This window comes from Paenibacillus sp. FSL H7-0735 (genome assembly GCF_038008505.1).
In the GTDB taxonomy this organism is placed as follows: domain Bacteria; phylum Bacillota; class Bacilli; order Paenibacillales; family Paenibacillaceae; genus Paenibacillus_AQ; species Paenibacillus_AQ odorifer.
Window position 1 is genome coordinate 4,412,719 of the sequence record NZ_JBBOZH010000001.1, and the last position, 17,372, is coordinate 4,430,090.

The following is a 17,372-nucleotide window of genomic DNA, read 5'->3' on the forward strand; positions in this document are numbered from 1 at the left end:
CGTCTTACTTTCAATACTTGTTAAGAAAAGACACCCTGCAACAATCAATCACAGGGCGTCCTATTGTTTAATATACTATTCGATTTCGAGGAGCAATTTTTCTTCTTCCTCTTGCTCTGCAACAATCTCATCATTATTCGGCGCAGCAACAATAGTGGATAAATTACTTGCTTCACGGATCTTATTCTCAATAATAAGGGCAATATCCTGATGTTCCTTCAAAAACTGCTTAGCATTCTCACGACCTTGGCCGAGACGCTCGCCTTCGTAGGAATACCATGCACCACTCTTATTCACGATATCCATTTCAGTACCGATATCTACAAGACTTCCCTCTTTGGAAATCCCTTCACCATACATGATATCAACATCAGCCTGTTTAAATGGAGGGGCTACTTTATTCTTCACAATCTTGATCTTAGTACGGTTACCAACCACATCGTTCCCCATCTTGATGCTCTCTACGCGACGTACATCTAAACGTACAGAGGAGTAGAATTTCAATGCACGACCACCCGGAGTTGTCTCAGGGTTACCGAACATAACACCGATCTTCTCACGAAGCTGGTTGATAAAGATAGCAATCGTATTCGATTTGCTAATGGCACCAGAAAGCTTACGAAGTGCTTGAGACATCAAGCGAGCTTGCAGTCCGACGTGGGAATCACCCATATCGCCTTCAATTTCAGCCTTAGGTACCAAAGCAGCAACGGAGTCAACGACAATAATGTCAACGGCTCCACTACGAACAAGTGCTTCGGCGATTTCCAGCGCTTGTTCACCCGTATCTGGCTGAGAAAGCAGCAATTCATCGATATTTACGCCCAAGTTACGTGCATATTTCGGATCAAGCGCATGCTCGGCATCGATAAAAGCAGCTTGTCCGCCTTGTCTTTGCACTTCTGCAATAGCATGAAGAGCAACTGTTGTTTTACCTGAAGATTCCGGTCCATATACTTCAATAATACGTCCCTTTGGAAGTCCGCCTATACCTAACGCAATATCAAGTGCCAAAGATCCGCTAGGTACAACTTCCACTTGCATATGCGTGGATTCTCCCAGTTTCATTACCGAACCTTTACCAAATTGTTTTTCTATTTGACGAAGCGCCATATCAAGCGCTGCACGACGATCTGACAATCAGACCACTTCCTTCACTGTTTATAGTAATATAATAACGTGTTTTTAAGGTCTTGCCAAGCTTTTTTTCGAACATACATTCGTTTTTTTTGTCTTGGGCGTTATTTATCCCTTTTATTGTAAGCCTCCCTCCGGAGATAGAAGTTAATTAAATTCTCCACTTCACCGGACATCAACGACTTATGATCATGAGAAAGCATCGTGATCAAAATCTCTGCAAATATACAAAAAACCGCAGCAAAGAAATCTCAGTGCCACGGTTCTTCCGTATGTGTTTATTATAACTGGGCTAATCTCCCATTACAAGTCTGAACCCTCAAGAGGTGTCTCCACCTTGCGTTCCTCAAGTCTCCGCCAGAGACGATACAGCAAAGCCTTAACTGTTCGTAAGCGGATATTTTCCCGCGTACCTTTAAGATTAAGCTCATAAACCTCTGTCTTACGTCCCCGTTCAGCCAAGCCGATAAATACAAGTCCAACAGGCTTTCGTTCAGAATAACCCGGTCCAGCTACACCTGTAACAGATAAGCCGAAATCGCTGTCTGCAATCATTCTCACTTGGTCAGCCAACACCTCGGCAACTTCTCGGCTTACGGCTCCAGGGGCATTGGGTCCCTCCAAATAAGCACTTGGCACATTCAGCAGCTTTTTCTTTAAGTCATTTGAATAGCAGACGATTCCGCCGGCAAACATCGAAGCACTGCCTGGAATATTTGTTATACTCTCCATCAGCAAACCTCCGGTGCAGCTCTCTGCCGCACTTAAGGTCAGGCCGGCATCCGCCATCCAATCCACTATCAATTGCTCTAGCGGCACATCAATGTTCGCATACAAATGTTCCGGCAAAATCTCCTTGATTTGTTGTTCCAGTATCTCCAGCTTTTTTGTAGCTTCATGCTCAGAAGGGGCCTTTGTCGAAATACGAACAGTTACCTCTCCCTCTTTGGCATACGGAGCAATCGTTGGATCAGTCTGACTGCGAATCAGCTCAATGAGCTTGTCCTCCAGCAGTGATTCTCCGATGCCGGCAAATTTGAGCATTTTTGAATAAAGCGGTGTTTCGTTCGTCAAGGCGTGCTGCTGTAGCCACGGTACTGCTTTATCTACGAACATCGGTTTCATCTCACGAGGTGGACCTGGAAGCACAATATAATATTTCTTCTCATGCTCAAAAGCAATCCCAACCGCAAGACCGATTTCATTCGGCAACGGTGTAGTTCCTTCAATTATAAGTGCCTGTTTGCGGTTATTTTCGGTCATAACGATCTTACGATCATCAAAGAAACGTTGTACATGATCCATCGCCAAACGATCAATGTGGAGCGTTCTACCTAGCGATGCAGCCAGTGCGTCTTTAGTCAGATCATCCTCAGTGGGGCCAATTCCGCCTGTAAAGATAATAACGTCGGCCCGACTCTGAGCGATCTCGATGGCTTGCTGCAGGCGGCTGCTGTTATCACCGACAACAGTTTGAAAGTATACATCGATCCCGATGGCAGCTAGCTCTATAGACAAAAACTGGGCATTACTATTCACGATTTGACCGAGCAAAAGCTCTGTCCCTACTGCAATAATCTCCGCTTTCATACCTGGCTTTCGCCTCCTAGTTATAATGTAGGTACACTGCTTTTAGATTTCAAAAAAGGTAATAGGTGCTTCACCTATTACCCTTCCTTGTATGTCCAGCTTACATGCTTACGCATTATGCAGCTGTAGCAGATCCTTATTCTTCACAAAATAATCAATTCCAGAATAAATAGTGATCAGCGCTGCGGCCCAAATAGCAATATCGTCTACAGGAATACTGACAAATTGAAATGGGAAATTATTCAACAACAGCAGTGAAATCGCAACAATTTGTACAACCGTCTTTATCTTGCCCCATTTGCTGGCGGCAACCACTTTTCCCTCTAGCAATGCAATCTGGCGAAGTCCGGTGACTGCAAACTCACGACTGATGATTACAATAGCAATCCATGAATCGCATCTGCCCAGTTCCACAAGTGAAATCAGAACTGCAGATACCAGCAGTTTGTCCGCAAGTGGATCAAGGAGTTTACCGAGATTGGTGACCATATTATATTTCCTAGCAATGTAGCCGTCTATTCCATCCGTGCTGGCCGCAAGCAAAAAGATTACAGCTGCTACCAAATGATTAACAGATAGCTGAAACGAGCCCCAATGTATCGGTTCTGGATAAAAACTGAAATCCACCAGTAAAAAAAACATCATAATCGGGATCAGGCAAATACGAGCTAGCGTGATGCGGTTGGGCAAATTCACTGAAGTTTTCCTCCCCTAAATCGTTCATACAAATTGCCTAAAACAGGCTAATCCATTTCTACTTAAGCAAGTATATTATAGCAATAAATAGGTGTCAAAAAAACAGAAAGCACCCCGCGTTGTTAGCGCTAATAAGCACTGCGGGGCACAAAATTCTATTTCATGTTCATGAATTGTAGATCCAGCGGCAAATCAGCTTTACGCAAAATCTGAATAATCTGCTGCAAATCATCGCGGCTCTTGCCGGTTACACGAATTTGATCCCCTTGGATCTGGCTCTTCACCTTTAATTTTGAATCACGGATCAGAATATTAATCTTTTTCGCATTCTCCTGATCAATGCCTTGCTTAAGCCCTAAACGTTGACGTACAGATCCCAGGGAAGCCGGTTCTACTTTACCGAAGTCCAGATTCTTTAGGGTAATGCCTCTTTTCACCATCTTTGATTGTAAAATATCAATAACAGCGTTTAGCTTATATTCGTCTTCAGAGGCGATTATAAGTGCGTCTTTCTCCATCTTCAGACTGCTTTTGCTGTTCTTAAAATCAAAGCGGTTGTCGATCTCTTTCTCTGTTTGGTGAATAGCATTCGTTAACTCCTGCATATCCATTTTGGATACAATATCAAATGAACATTCTGAACTCATTAAACTCCACGTCCTTTATACAATTAGTCTGCTACTATTATAAGAGAATGGTACTATTAAGTCTAATTTTGGATAAATCATTATGTAGCTCACCCGACATAGAAAACAGCCCCACTAAGTGGAGCTTTTCCTTCGAGTGAGTTTGGTTCAAAGGGTAGAAACACGTCTCCACCGGAAGTACGCCGTTGGAGACGTTCATTTCTACAGCTTCTATCTGCTTCGGACCGGATTACGAAACATATCCAGAATTCCTAGCACAATATGTGCAATACCGAATCCGAGAATTCCGTATCCCCAAGCACCTGGTGTCAAATAGTATCCGATGAGACTGACAACAACCCCAAGGCCAGCTACAATCCAGCTAACTGTCATAAGATGTACACCTCACTTTGGCTAAAACTGAAAACAGTCTTATGTTCTCTCTAAAGCCAAAGTCTATACATCCTATTTGTTATTCGCCTGTCCCTTCACTTTGGGTACCTTCACTTCCAGAACCGTCGTCAAGATTAAGCAGGAGACGTGAAGAAGTCTTCTCATCCGTGATTACTTGACCATTTACGGTAATCTCAGTTGCTGGGGAATACCCAGACTTAATATACATGCCCTCACTACCAAGAACGAAGCTCATAGTTTCTCCTGCAGCTGTATTTCCGAAGGAGAGTTTTTCACCTTTAGAGTTCTCGCCTTTGTAAACTTCAAGCCAGCTTACTCCGGATGCAACAATCTCAACCTTAACTTCGCTTCCGGCAGGAGCTGTGACCTTAAATTTCGTTGTTTTGCCTGACTTCCCATCTGGTGTAACCGTGATAGATTGAGGAGTCGGCGTTGGCGTCGGTGTTGGCGTAGGCTCCGTAGTTGGCTCTGTAGTTGCTTCAGCACCTGCCGAGGAAGTAGGCGCTACAACACCGCCTCCTGATGCGGGTGGAGAAGTTTGTGCTGTATTAGGATCCTGCACATTATTGGTGATATTTGTTTGATCAACTTGATCAGGGTCTGCTTTGTTTAAACTAGAAGCATAAATGTAAATCACTACAATAATCAATATAGGGAATGTCCACATTAGCACCGTTGGCAGCCATTTTGCATTCCGTTCGGTTTCGGGTCTACGGCTGCGCTTTTGAATCACCGTCTCCATGGTCGTGTCTGCGGGTGGTGCAGGTACGTTCCCATGCTCCTCGAGCAGTTCGTCAGGACTCATGCCTACTGCTTCTGCATACGTTTTGATAAACGCCCTCACATAAAAACTTCCTGGAAGCACCTTGTAGTCTCCAGACTCGATGGCTTCCAAATACTTTTTGCGAATTTTTGTTACTTCCTGGACATCGTCAAGACTCATCCCTTTTTGCAGACGTGCCTCTTTCAATTGCCGGCCCAGTTCCGACATACCATCACCTCCTGTAAGTTCTATGAATGTAAACTTCCTTAACCAGCTTTATAAATAAACATGCTCGGAAGTGTATTCTTCATTGTTTGTGTTCTATAAATCATCACTGTAGCTCGTCGTAAACGACTCGTACAAGATTTCTTCAGTTGGATTATTCCGCAGCTCAATAATAATATCAAAGTCATCATAACTGTACTCAGATTCGCGTACGAAAATATCTGGATGCTCTATAACCTTTGTGCTTGGCATGCTCATAACATTTTGTAATAAATTATAATGTTTCTCATTAGAGCGGATCGTACTAACTATACCATCAATAATAAATACATTATGTGGGTTCATCTCATCTTCAGCCAATTGACTCCGCACCGTCTGCCGCAACAGTGTGGACGAGACAAATGTCCAGCGTTTCATAGCACAGACACTGCCAGCTATAATGGATTCCGTCTTTCCTACACGGGGCATACCACGCAGTCCTATAACCTGATTCCCATCTTTTTTAAACAGCTCACCGAGAAAATCAACCAATAGACCTAACTCATCGCGGGTGAAACGAAACGTCTTCCGATCATCTGAATCCCGTTCAATATATCGCCCATGGCGCACAGCCAGCTTGTCCACGAGCCTAGGAGACCGCAGAGCTGAAACTGTAATATTATCAACTTTTTTGAGCATTTCGCCCATCAGCATAATTTTCTCATCATCATTGGTCTCCAGCAACATTCCGCGAGTTTTTCCTTCAACTCCATTAATCGTCAGAATGTTAACTTCCAGCATCCCTAACATTGAAGCGATATCACCAAGCAGACCGGGTCTGTTCTTGTGAATCTTGTATTCCATATACCACTGTTTATATTCCACTTGTACACCTCATAGATTCCTTTTCCCTACCCTTTGCCAATACAGCAAAAAAAGCTGCCCCGGCAAAGCGGTCTTTTACACGGGTCATGTTAATGATATATAAAATAAAAATGAAAGGCAAGGTCAGTCCTGTAATAATTGCAGAAAAGCTCCCACAGGGGGAGCTTTTCCGCAAGCTTAGGCGTTGTCTTTCGCCAACTTGACCATGAGTTTAGCAATCGTTTGCTTTTCTTCATCGTTGCCGACATCCCATAGCTCTTTGATCGCACGGTTTTGAGTGTTTGCTGGATCCACTTTTTCATCAAGGAATTCCCCGATTTCAAAAGCCAGCTTTGAGATTGTGTCTTGACTCATCCCAAGTTTCTCTGCCTGTACAACCCGTTTACCTAAGAATTTCTTCCAGGTGTCAAAATTTTTGATTACGCTATCGTCTTGTGTCATCTTAAATCCTCCTTCATGTTTACGGTCGAACACCTGCATACAGGCTGTAAGCCGCCTTACGAGAGATTAAAAAACAACACTTATAATATGTCTCAGACGATAGCTTCTTATGCTGGAGCTTTTCTCCAAGTTAAGCATTACGTAATCCAGCCACCGTTAGGGCTAATGATCTGCCCAGTAATATACCCGGATTCTGGCAGTGCCAAAAAGTAAATCAATGAGGAGATTTCGTTCGGAGTAGCCAAACGTCCCGCCGGAATCTCATCCTCCAGCATCCGGACCTCATCCTCCTGTAGGTTAGACAACATATTCGTATTAACCGCTCCTGGAGCTACCGCGTTCACAGTTACGCCAGAAGGTGCTAATTCTTTGGCTAACGCCTTAGTAAAAGCATTTACTCCGCCTTTACTAGCTGAATAAGCGACCTCACAAGAGGCTCCCGATATTCCCCACACGGAAGAAACGTTGATGATTCGACCATAACGCTGGGATACCATGTACGGCATAAAAATCTGGCTGCACATAAAGGTACCTTTCAAGTTAATGGCCATAATATCGTCCCATTCCTCTTCGCTCACATCAGCGAGCATCCCGTAATGAGATTTACCGGCATTGTTAACAAGGATATCCGGCTGCATTCCATTGCTTTCAAGCTTCTCCGCCATTCGTACAATCTGACTGCGATCCTTCATATCCGCATTTACAGTCATTACCTTTGCTCCAAGGGCCATACAACGCCGAGCGACATCATTAGCAGCTTCATGTGAGTGCTTGTAGTGTATAACAATATTCATGCCCACAGAGGCAAACCGTTCTGCAATGGCGCCACCGATTCCCCCGCTGCCCCCTGTCACCAGAACTGTCATTTCTCCTAATGGTTTGTTGCTCTCTCCCAAAAGCGCCATTTAAGGACTCACCACTAGTGAAACAGCGAGCTGCTCCCAATTTACATGGGCATGTAAACGCTCATTCACTTCAGCTAAAGTAATCGATTCGTAAATAGGCAGAACTTCAAACAGGTCACCACCGCGGAATTGGTAACGTGTAAATTCATGTGCGATACTTTCAGGGGAGTTCAGCATGCGCAAATATCCGCCTATTTTCTTTTTCCGTGCCCGCTCGAAATCCTTCTCAGCAAAGCCAGACTTTAAGATCTGATCCACTTCTTCTTTTATTCGTTTTAGAAGCAAATCAGGGTCCTTGGTATCTCCACCCATAGCTGAAAAAGTATATTGTTCTGAACTATTAAATTCATGGCCAAAGCTGTCTGAGATCAGTTCTTCATCATAGAGCTTTTGGTACAACGCTGTGCTGCTGCCAACCAGCAAATCAAGCATAAGCTTAGTGGCCAAATCACGCTTAAGCGCAGCTTCACCTGTAAGACCATCAACTTTTTCCTTAAATCCAAACATAATCTTAGGCATCGAAACAGCCAGTTTGCTTTCTAAGCGCTTCGTAGCGACTTGTTCCGGCTCCTCTTCAAAAATACGCTTAATCTCACCTTGTTTACCATAAGATTTCCCCTGCTGATTGCTGCGAATCAAGGAGAATACCTTCTCCGGATCCACACCACCCACTACGAACAACAGCATATTGCTGGGATGATAAAAAGAATTGTAACAAGTGTACAGTGTTTCTTTCGTAATCGTACTAATCGACTCTATAGTTCCGGCAATATCAATCCGAACCGGATGTTTCGAATACATCGCCTCAATAAGGCCAAAGTACACACGCCAGTCTGGATTATCTGCATACATATTGATTTCTTGACCAATGATCCCTTTTTCCTTTTCTACATTCTCATCCGTAAAATAAGGTCGTTGCACAAAATCAACGAGTGTACTAAGGTTGGTCTCTATGTTTTCTGTTGCCGAGAAAAGATAAACCGTCTGATCGAAACTTGTAAAAGCGTTAGCTGAAGCTCCATTTGAGGCAAAAGTGGCAAAAATATCGCCTTCTGGCTCTTCAAACATTTTGTGCTCCAAAAAGTGAGCTATACCATCAGGAACAGTGGTCTCTTCTCCACCTGCGACATGAAAATGGTTATCTACAGAACCGTATTTAGTTGCAAATGTGGCGTAAGTTTTTTTGAATGTTGGTTTTGGCAATACATAAACCTGAAGCCCATTATCCATCACCTCATGATAAAGGGTCTCTTGAAGTCTGTCGTATTGAATCTGTTCCATCTCTATTCCTCCTTCCCTGTCAAGAAATAAATCGTATCCAGCTGAAAGGTCTCCGCTGCGGCTTTTACTTCCCCTGCACCGATTTGTTCCACCTCTTCTAGCAGCTGATCCGCTGTCCGTTCTTTTCCTGACAACTGGCGGTTGAAGTCGTAAGAGATCATCTCAAAAGCAGAATCCGGAATCTCGGAAAGCTGATTGCGGATCATGGCTTTGGTCTGGCTTAACTCCAGATCACTGATGTTGCCAGCTTTCATCTCTTCCAATTGTTTCTCTATAATTTCAACAGCTTTGTTGTAATTTTGCGTTTCGATGCCTGATTGTATCGTTCCAATCCCCTTGTGACCGTCATAGCGTGAAGAAGCATAATATGCAAGACTGGCCTTCTCCCGTACATTGACGAAGAGTTTGGAGTGTGGATACCCTCCTAATATTCCGTTGTACATAAGTGCGGACGCATATGTATCGTCCTTATACGTAATTGATGTGCGCAGACCCATGTTCAACTTGCCCTGACTGACATCCAGCTTCTCCTCTACCGTCCTTACCTCGCTGACGGATACTGGGACAAACTTGGAACTATATAAGCCCACCTCCGACTGAATGCGTCCGAAGTGATGCTTTACAAGCTTTTCAACTTCCTCAGTAGTCGTATCTCCCACTACATAGAGATCCAAAATAGCTCCATCCAGCCATGAATTATAGGATTCGTACAAACTTTTTGGGGTAATCCGGTCCAAATCCGCTCTTTGACCCAGTGGATGAAGACGATAGGGCTCGTTACGGCACATTTCTTCGATACAGCGCTCCGCTGCATAACGAATCTTATCATTTACGATAGATTCCAGCTTCTTGCGCACTGTTTCACGCTCTGTTGCAACATAGGAAGGACGGAAGCTTCCATCCTCCGCCAATGGACGGGTCAGGACTTCTCCTAGGAAAGCAAAGGATTGTTCAAGCAAGCTCTCCTGACTCTGCACGAAGGAGTCATTAATGGTGTCCATGCGAAACTGAACAATCTGATAATCGCCTCTTTTATAAATATCAAAACCAAATCCAGCGCCATACAGCTCCTCCAAACGCTCGCGGAATTGAGTAGTCTCTGGGTAAGAAGCGGTACCTCTGCGGAGCACAAATGGAGCAAGTGCTGTAGGGGTGACCGTATCCTCATTAAGTGGGACGCCGGCATAAAGTGAGATGGCGTAGGTCTTGAACGCCTTGGTAGGCATCACGTGAATACGCATACCTGCAACGTTGCCATGCTGAAATACATTATTAGTCAAGTCCAAAACTCCTTTACCGCGTGGATAGTTGCTCATTAACATGTTTATGAATTAATAACCATTCTAAACCATTCCAAAGTAAGGAAGCAACCGGATGCCTCTTCCCGGTTGCTCTCTGGATTTACTTCTTTACTTATCTACATACAGAAAATATGCTGGCCGATAGTCTTGACCTGTGGACGAGTCCAAATCCATTTGGAGGTCGCCGTTTTAGGGTTGAAATAATACAAACATCCACCCGAAGGGTCCCAGCCATTCAGCGCTTGCTGCACTGCTTTTCGTGCCTGCTCATTTGGCTCCAAATAAATCTGCCCGTCAGCTACAGCTGTAAAAGCTCCCGGCTGAAAAATAACGCCAGACGGTGTATTAGGAAAGCTCGGAGATTTTACCCTGTTCAAGATTACTGCAGCAACAGCAACTTGACCTTCGAAAGGTTCGCCTCTCGACTCACCATAGACGGCATTAGCCATGATTTTGAGATCATTTTCTGATAATCCCATCGTATTCCCTGAAGACAGAGACGCTGAATCCGAATTATTGGTTGTATTTGTTTTGTTACCGGTGTTGTTGTTTGCTGTATTATTTCCGGTTGCTGAAGCAGACTCTGTCGGCTTCCAGTTCTTAGTTGCGTTATACAATTTCAGCTTAGTCTTAGCGCCTACGATGCCATCAGACTTCATTCCAAACTTCCATTGAAACCACGTTACTGAATTTTTCGTTTTCGGACCAAACTGACTGTCTATTTTCCCTTCATAAAAGCCTAGATGTTTTAAACGTCCTTGCAACTCATAAACATCCTGACCAGAAGAACCGAGTTTAATCGGAGTCGTGCTGAAGGCAGGCAAGGCCTCTTCTTCAGGATGATTTAGTTCATGGACAAATGACGCAGCAGCACTTTGCTTGGTCTGTACTATGCCATTACCCTGGAGCAACATTCCTGCAAACGGTGCGGCAGCAAGTGCAAGGGTTAAAGAAGCAAAGATCCACAACTTATGTTTCTTCATAGGGGTTCGCTCTACCTTTCTTTTGTGAGTTCTGCATGAATGGCTAAAGTTATTATGACGACTGTCAGGACATCCTATGCATTACTAAAAAAGAAGTAATAGCATTTCATTGTAATTGAGAATGATTATCAACTATAATCGAAATAAGAAAACGTTGGAGTTGATATTAATCATGAATTTAAAGGACCACATGTTATTGTGGAACCACGCATTAATAGAAATTATTGATATACGCCATACTTTTCAACGATCAGGTGATCTGAATTCACATTATCAGCTGCCCTCAAGTGCATTCTTGTTGATCATAAACGGCAAGGCCGAAATACTAATTGACGAGGTCCCGCACGAGATCAGCAACTTTCATATCCTTCATGGTGGAAAAGGAATGAACATTCAATTTTTACGCACGGAGGAACTACTGGAGTATTACTTAATTTTATATAAAGCAAACCTTTCACTCGCCTCACGCAACAATCTAAAAGCAATCATGGAACACAATAATCCCTTTAATCTCCAATATGGATTTACGCCTACTAGTCCACTGCCCTTATTTGATAAGATGGAGAACATGTTTACTGATTGGGGCAAAATAGGGCTTTTGGATCGGCTGCATGTCAAAACACTTTTTTATCAATGGATTTATGAGATGCTTAGGCAGCTGCATACGCTGGAAACACAGTTAATTCAACCTGATCCGCTAGATCAAGCAATTCGCTATATGCAGACTTATTATAAGGAAACCTTCTCTCTTGAAAAATTAGCTAAAGCGGTAAACAGCAGCCCTAGAACATTATCCAGATTATTCAGAACACAGCTGCAGACTAGCCCTGCTCAGTACTTAATCAACATCCGCATGGAAAAATCGAAAATATTGCTCCTGAACACAGAGGCCAGCTTGCATGACATCGCAATTGCAGTAGGTTATCCTGATGGCTATTATCTAGGAAAATGTTTAAAAAATATTACGGAATCTCCCCTGTCCGATACAAAAATAAAGTTATCACCCAATCCAGTTGGCGTGATATGCCATCTCAAGGTGCACAAATTGACATTGCCCGAACACAACCTCTCCGTTATATTGATTATGATAATCATTATCAATATAACGGAGAAGGGGAATTACCAATGTTTAGAAATGCCAAACCATCATTACTGCTCACCCTGTTATTATGCTTTACCATAGTGTTAAGCGCTTGTTCCACGGGAACCACAAATTCAAATGCATCAAGCAATGGGAAACCCACCCCCTCAGCAGAAACAAGTACAGGGGCAAATACAGACAAAGCTGCTGTCGAAGCACAAACCCGGATAATTTCCACAGTTAAAGGAGACATTGCCGTTCCCACTAGTCCACAAAGAGTTGTAGTTCTTTATTTGCTCGGTGATGTACTGGCTCTCGGCATTAAACCTATAGGTGTATCCGATGTATCCGAGGGTGCTGCATTTGAAGATGAGCTAAAAGATGTGCAAAAGCTTGGCACCTGGTTTGAGGCTAGCCCTGAAGCAATCCTTGCTCTTAATCCCGATCTTATCATTGTGCCGTCAGAGGAAACTTATGAAGCTCTTCACCAAATTGCGCCAACAGTCTTAGTTCCGTATGAAAAAATGTCAACAGAAGAACGGGTGTCCTTTATTGGACAAGTCGTAGGCAAAGAAGATCAAGCAAAAGAATTATTTACTGATTTCCATAAAAAAGTTGAGGACAGCAAACAAAAGCTGCAAGAAGCTGGTATTCTTGATCACACAATATCCATCATGGAAGGTGGAAAAGACAACAGCATGGCTGTTGTAGCGAGCAAACAATTCGGACGTGGTTCACAAATCATTTATGAATATTTAGGCATGAAGGCGCCGGACATCATTCAACAGGAAATAGATACGGCGACTGGTGCGGATGGGGAATCCGTATCCTTTGAAGTCCTTGGCAAATACAGTGGTGACTATATCTTCCGCTCCTCTTATGATGGTATGGCTGATCTGACCCAAAACCCAATTTGGAACAATATCCCTGCCGTGAAAGAAGGCCGTTTGATGGAGATCGATTTTGGCTTAGGTTATTACAGTGATATCTATTCTCTAAATGTGCAACTGGATTATATTGTTGAAGCTTTGCTTGCTGCGCCAAGAGTCAAATAAGTACTCAGGATACAAAAAAAGAGATGGTCCACTTCATAAAGTGGCCATCTCTTTTATTGTCTATTGAAGGTTTCAACGGGCTTCTACAGCTTAGGAGCTGATCTTGTTATGCTGATATTGCTCAAGTGACATCAGCACCTCACGCGGCTTGCTGCCCTCGTAAGGACCGATGACCCCACGAGCCTCCATAGAGTCAATCAACCGGGCTGCACGGGTATAACCGACCCGCATACGACGCTGCAGCAGCGACACTGAAGCCTGCTTAGCCTCTAGTACAATTTGTACGGCTTGCTCGTATAATTCATCCTGTGGCTCCTGATCCTCAGTGATTGTATCATCCACTTCAGGAACGATGGACTCATCGTATTCGGCTTCACCTTGACTGCTGACATATTGAACAATAGTCTCTACTTCTTGGTCACTCATAAAAGCTCCCTGTACACGAATAGGCTTAGATGCGCCCATTGGTAAGAACAACATATCACCTCGGCCTAACAACTTCTCTGCACCGGGCATATCCAGAATGGTACGTGAATCCACATTGGACGATACGCCAAAAGCGATCCGGGATGGAATATTAGCTTTAATTAAACCTGTGATGACATCTACTGAAGGACGTTGTGTAGCGATAATTAGATGAATCCCTGCCGCCCGCGCCATTTGTGCAAGTCGGCAAATCGCATCCTCAACATCATTGGCTGCAACCATCATCAAATCCGCAAGCTCGTCCACAATAACAACGATATACGGTAGAATAGCCGCTGGATTCTCAGCCATTAGCTTATTATAACCTTCCATATTCCGTGTTCCCGATTTGGAGAATAGCTCATAACGCTTCTCCATTTCGACTACGATCTTCTTCAAGGCTAGGCTTGCCCGCTTTGGATCTGTGACAACCGGAGCCAAAAGATGGGGAATTCCGTTATACACATTCAGCTCGACCATCTTAGGATCGACCATGAGGAATTTGACCTCATCAGGTTTAGCTTTGTATAAGATGCTTGTTATAATCCCGTTGATACAGACTGATTTACCGGAGCCAGTTGCACCGGCCACCAATAAATGGGGCATCTTAGCCAGATTGCCGATAATGGTCTGGCCGGAAATATCACGGCCAAAAGCAATCGATAATCTGGATTCAGCCTCCTGAAAAATCTGTGTTTCCATAACTTCGCGCATGGTAACAATAGACACTTCAGAGTTCGGAACTTCTATCCCGATCGCAGATTTACCCGGAATCGGTGCTTCCATCCGAATGTCTTTGGCTGCAAGTGCAAGGGCAATGTCATCCGTCAGATTTACAATACGGCTAACCTTAACCCCAATATCCGGTTGTATCTCATATCTTGTAACAGCTGGGCCTCTTACTACCTCCAGCACTTTAGCTCGTACCCCAAAGCTTTCAAGTGTTGCTTCTAATTTACGGGCTGTCTGCATATAATCATTCTGATCTCCAGCTTTGCCACCATTGTTAGGTTTGGCTAAAAGACGGAACGATGGCAGCTTATATGGCTTCGGTGGCGGTGGTGCTGGAGGAGCGGGAATAATCTCTCCATCTGGAGAAGCACCTAGCAGGCCTTCCAAGTCAATACTTACATTCTCCTCAGACTCATCCGTAGCCTGCTGCTTAACGGCATTAGCTCCGGCTACAGCAGGTTTAGCTGCTTCACCCCGAGCTGCGGGTGAGAATTCACTCCACTCTTCCCGATCTTCTTCGTTTAAACCTTCTGAACGGATATGTTCAAAGAAATCTCGAATAATAGGCGTCACAGGTTCAATATCCAGATCCGCATCGTCAAAATCATGATCGATATCCTCTAATGGAATTACACGGCTATCTGGTGTTAATCCCGAAATAATCGGACCGCTCGAAGCACTTGTCACAATTGGACCCTGATCGTCATCCTCAGGATCTGCTTCCACCTGTGAACGCGTGGAGCCTGAGAACCAGCCAGATATTTTTTTCAAAAGGACGGGTTGTTTGCGATTAGGCAGATACCGATCGTCTTCGTCTTCTTCATCCTCGTCATCATAGACAGGCTGCTTCACCTGCCGAGCTTTAGCTGGAGCAGACGCTCTAGATGGTCTCGCCGCTACTGGGACCGCCTTCGGGCGATTTGCAGCATGGAGACGAATCCCCTCCACAAACTTAACCGAGCGCACTCGCAAAAGCGTAAAAATCTCTACATATGACAAGTTGGTAATTAGCATAAAGCTGATCGCCAGCATGACGATCATAAGCAGCTTAGCGCCCAGACTGCCAAAAAGCCATAACAGCGCTGCATACTCCAACCCGCCGATGTAACCTCCGCTTATATCCTTACCCAGCATATAGACATTGCTGTCGTTCGAGCCAGGTGAAAGTGATCCCGAAAGATCATTATGTATTTGTGTCATTACATTGCCAGGATGTAACAAAGACAACGGGCCAAGCTTCTGCTCCATTGCAGATATTGTGCTCATAAGGCACATAGACAACAGAAGCAGAAGCACGCCAGTATGCCTGCTGTTCCACGAGGAAGGCCATCTTCGATGGATCATAACCATAAGTCCATAAAAAATGCCGACAAGCGGCAACACAAAATAAAATCTCCCTAATAAGTAACCCGCCATACTTGAAAGTGAGCGCCCTACGGCTGCTTCACCAGACAGTGCAATGACGGAAATAGTTATTAATAAAATTCCATATATTTCATATTTTAAAACGCTGCCGAGCAGCGCTTTTTTCTTCTTCTTTTTTCGTTTAGCCACGCCAGCCACCCCCGGAACAACATTATACCATATAATGGCGTGGCGTACCTATGTTCTCTTTTGTCAGAAATTGAATCTTTATGTTAATGTAATTATCGAACCTGGAGAGAACGCCGGATCTAGATAACGGTTCAGTGGACAATCCAATAATCTCACGATCCGCGCACGCCCTTCCTCCATCGGTTCAACCTGCATCAGCATGCCCTGCACACTCACTTCTCGGGTTGTTGCATAATTGTTAAATGCCCCCTCCCACACCTGTTCCATTGCAACTACTGTGTACAGTGTCATTGCGTAATCCCTCCTGGAGTCGATGCAGAGAAATCCCCGCCGATCATTCGGTTGAGATGCGCTAGAGCCGCTCCGATCCCGCCGACCTCATCCATAAGGCCATATTTAACGGCATCCAAGCCCCCCACAGCCGTCCCGATATCACGATTGAGCTCACCTGTCTTAAACATGAGATCACGGAACTGTTCTTCAGAAATACGCGAATGGGAAGTCACAAATTTAACGACACGTTCCTGCATTTTCTCCATATACTCGAACGTTTGCGGCACTCCGATCACTAAACCATTCATACGAATCGGATGAATCGTCATCGTTGCACTTTCGGCAATAATCGAATAAGTGGAGGAAACTGCAATCGGCACCCCGATACTATGCCCGCCTCCAATGACCACGGTTACCGTTGGCTTGGAGAGGGATGCAATCATTTCCGCAATTGCTAATCCCGCTTCTACATCTCCACCTACCGTATTTAAAATGATAAGCAGACCTTTGATGTTTTTATTCTGCTCAGCAGCCACCAGCTGTGGAATGATATGCTCATACTTTGTTGTTTTGTTCTGTGGAGGCATTACAATATGTCCTTCAATCTGACCAATAATCGTTAAGCAAAAAATATCAGGCTCTCCACTTGGGACTACCGTTTGTCCAAGCTCCTTAATCGCTCCCATTGCAGTGGGCGGCATATTTTCATTAGGATTCGGATTAGTTTCTCCTGGGACAACTTCCTCATTTTTTGCTCCATGTGATCCTTCGATGTAGTTCATCTTCGCAGCTCTCCCTTGTCATATGCAGCTCTAGTCTGCTGTTGCCTTACTAACAATCCTTAGTATGACATTTCAGGGTGCTGCCTTATGCAATTTTCAGCTTATGAAGTAATTATGACATGCAAAAACCCCTTCTCCCAAGGAAACCGTCCAATATTTCCGGGGAAAAGGGGCTCAGCCCTAGCTATATATTCGTTGAAGGAG

Annotated in this window: 17 protein-coding genes; 2 read left to right on the top strand and 15 right to left on the bottom strand. The window is 44.2% G+C overall.

What is annotated here, in order from left to right:
- Nucleotides 1-75: 75 nt before the first annotated feature.
- The 12 genes from recA to sleB all read right to left on the bottom strand — a co-directional run bounded on the left by recA (nt 76) and on the right by sleB (nt 11,226).
- Complete coding sequence (recA, locus tag NSS82_RS20005; protein ID WP_036688391.1) at nt 76-1,140, bottom strand: recombinase RecA; 1,065 nt, start codon at nt 1,138-1,140, stop codon at nt 76-78.
- Between the two features lie 300 nt (nt 1,141-1,440).
- Nucleotides 1,441-2,727, bottom strand: a complete 1,287-nt coding sequence (locus NSS82_RS20010) for a competence/damage-inducible protein A (RefSeq protein WP_036688393.1) — start codon at nt 2,725-2,727, stop codon at nt 1,441-1,443.
- Between the two features lie 108 nt (nt 2,728-2,835).
- On the bottom strand, nt 2,836-3,423 hold the full coding sequence (pgsA, locus tag NSS82_RS20015; protein WP_036688397.1) for a CDP-diacylglycerol--glycerol-3-phosphate 3-phosphatidyltransferase: 588 nt from the start codon (nt 3,421-3,423) through the stop codon (nt 2,836-2,838).
- Nucleotides 3,424-3,578: 155 nt separating this feature from the next.
- On the bottom strand, nt 3,579-4,070 hold the full coding sequence (locus NSS82_RS20020) for a YajQ family cyclic di-GMP-binding protein (RefSeq protein ID WP_036688400.1): 492 nt from the start codon (nt 4,068-4,070) through the stop codon (nt 3,579-3,581).
- Nucleotides 4,071-4,280: 210 nt separating this feature from the next.
- Complete coding sequence (locus NSS82_RS20025) at nt 4,281-4,442, bottom strand: hypothetical protein (RefSeq protein WP_169744781.1); 162 nt, start codon at nt 4,440-4,442, stop codon at nt 4,281-4,283.
- A gap of 79 nt (nt 4,443-4,521) precedes the next feature.
- The gene (locus NSS82_RS20030) at nt 4,522-5,454 is read right to left on the bottom strand and encodes a helix-turn-helix domain-containing protein (RefSeq protein ID WP_036688403.1); all 933 of its coding nucleotides are present in this window, start codon (nt 5,452-5,454) and stop codon (nt 4,522-4,524) included.
- Nucleotides 5,455-5,547: 93 nt separating this feature from the next.
- Nucleotides 5,548-6,315: a DUF3388 domain-containing protein gene (locus tag NSS82_RS20035; protein WP_036688406.1), complete on the bottom strand. Its 768-nt coding sequence runs from the start codon at nt 6,313-6,315 to the stop codon at nt 5,548-5,550.
- Nucleotides 6,316-6,492: 177 nt separating this feature from the next.
- Nucleotides 6,493-6,756: a DUF3243 domain-containing protein gene (locus NSS82_RS20040; RefSeq protein ID WP_036688409.1), complete on the bottom strand. Its 264-nt coding sequence runs from the start codon at nt 6,754-6,756 to the stop codon at nt 6,493-6,495.
- A gap of 137 nt (nt 6,757-6,893) precedes the next feature.
- On the bottom strand, nt 6,894-7,661 hold the full coding sequence (gene ymfI, locus NSS82_RS20045; protein WP_036688412.1) for an elongation factor P 5-aminopentanone reductase: 768 nt from the start codon (nt 7,659-7,661) through the stop codon (nt 6,894-6,896).
- Nucleotides 7,662-8,942, bottom strand: coding sequence for an EF-P 5-aminopentanol modification-associated protein YfmH (gene yfmH, locus NSS82_RS20050; RefSeq protein WP_076100406.1), 1,281 nt, complete (start codon nt 8,940-8,942; stop codon nt 7,662-7,664).
- A gap of 2 nt (nt 8,943-8,944) precedes the next feature.
- Nucleotides 8,945-10,183 (bottom strand): EF-P 5-aminopentanol modification-associated protein YfmF, encoded by a 1,239-nt coding sequence (yfmF, locus tag NSS82_RS20055; protein WP_254924614.1) that lies wholly within the window; start codon nt 10,181-10,183, stop codon nt 8,945-8,947.
- 176 nt (nt 10,184-10,359) lie between these two features.
- On the bottom strand, nt 10,360-11,226 hold the full coding sequence (gene sleB, locus NSS82_RS20060) for a spore cortex-lytic enzyme (protein WP_036688421.1): 867 nt from the start codon (nt 11,224-11,226) through the stop codon (nt 10,360-10,362).
- A gap of 190 nt (nt 11,227-11,416) precedes the next feature.
- Between sleB and NSS82_RS20065 the strand changes: the two genes are divergently transcribed.
- Together NSS82_RS20065 and NSS82_RS20070 are read left to right on the top strand one after the other, a co-directional pair.
- The gene (locus tag NSS82_RS20065) at nt 11,417-12,409 is read left to right on the top strand and encodes an AraC family transcriptional regulator (RefSeq protein ID WP_341109895.1); all 993 of its coding nucleotides are present in this window, start codon (nt 11,417-11,419) and stop codon (nt 12,407-12,409) included.
- Complete coding sequence (locus tag NSS82_RS20070; protein ID WP_076272319.1) at nt 12,352-13,362, top strand: ABC transporter substrate-binding protein; 1,011 nt, start codon at nt 12,352-12,354, stop codon at nt 13,360-13,362. Before NSS82_RS20065 ends, NSS82_RS20070 begins: the two co-directional genes overlap by 58 nt.
- Before the next feature lie 90 nt (nt 13,363-13,452).
- Here the strand turns inward: NSS82_RS20070 and NSS82_RS20075 are convergent, their stop codons facing one another.
- The 3 genes from NSS82_RS20075 to NSS82_RS20085 form a co-directional block, all read right to left on the bottom strand.
- Nucleotides 13,453-16,113: an FtsK/SpoIIIE family DNA translocase gene (locus tag NSS82_RS20075; protein WP_076272320.1), complete on the bottom strand. Its 2,661-nt coding sequence runs from the start codon at nt 16,111-16,113 to the stop codon at nt 13,453-13,455.
- Between the two features lie 78 nt (nt 16,114-16,191).
- A complete protein-coding gene (locus NSS82_RS20080; protein ID WP_076100399.1) occupies nt 16,192-16,404 on the bottom strand; it encodes a YlzJ-like family protein in 213 nt (70 codons plus the stop codon).
- Entirely contained in the window at nt 16,401-17,168 is a 768-nt protein-coding gene (locus tag NSS82_RS20085) for a ClpP family protease (protein WP_076100398.1), read from the bottom strand. The genes NSS82_RS20080 and NSS82_RS20085 overlap by 4 nt, the downstream gene beginning before the upstream one ends.
- Between the last annotated feature and the right edge of the window lie 204 nt (nt 17,169-17,372).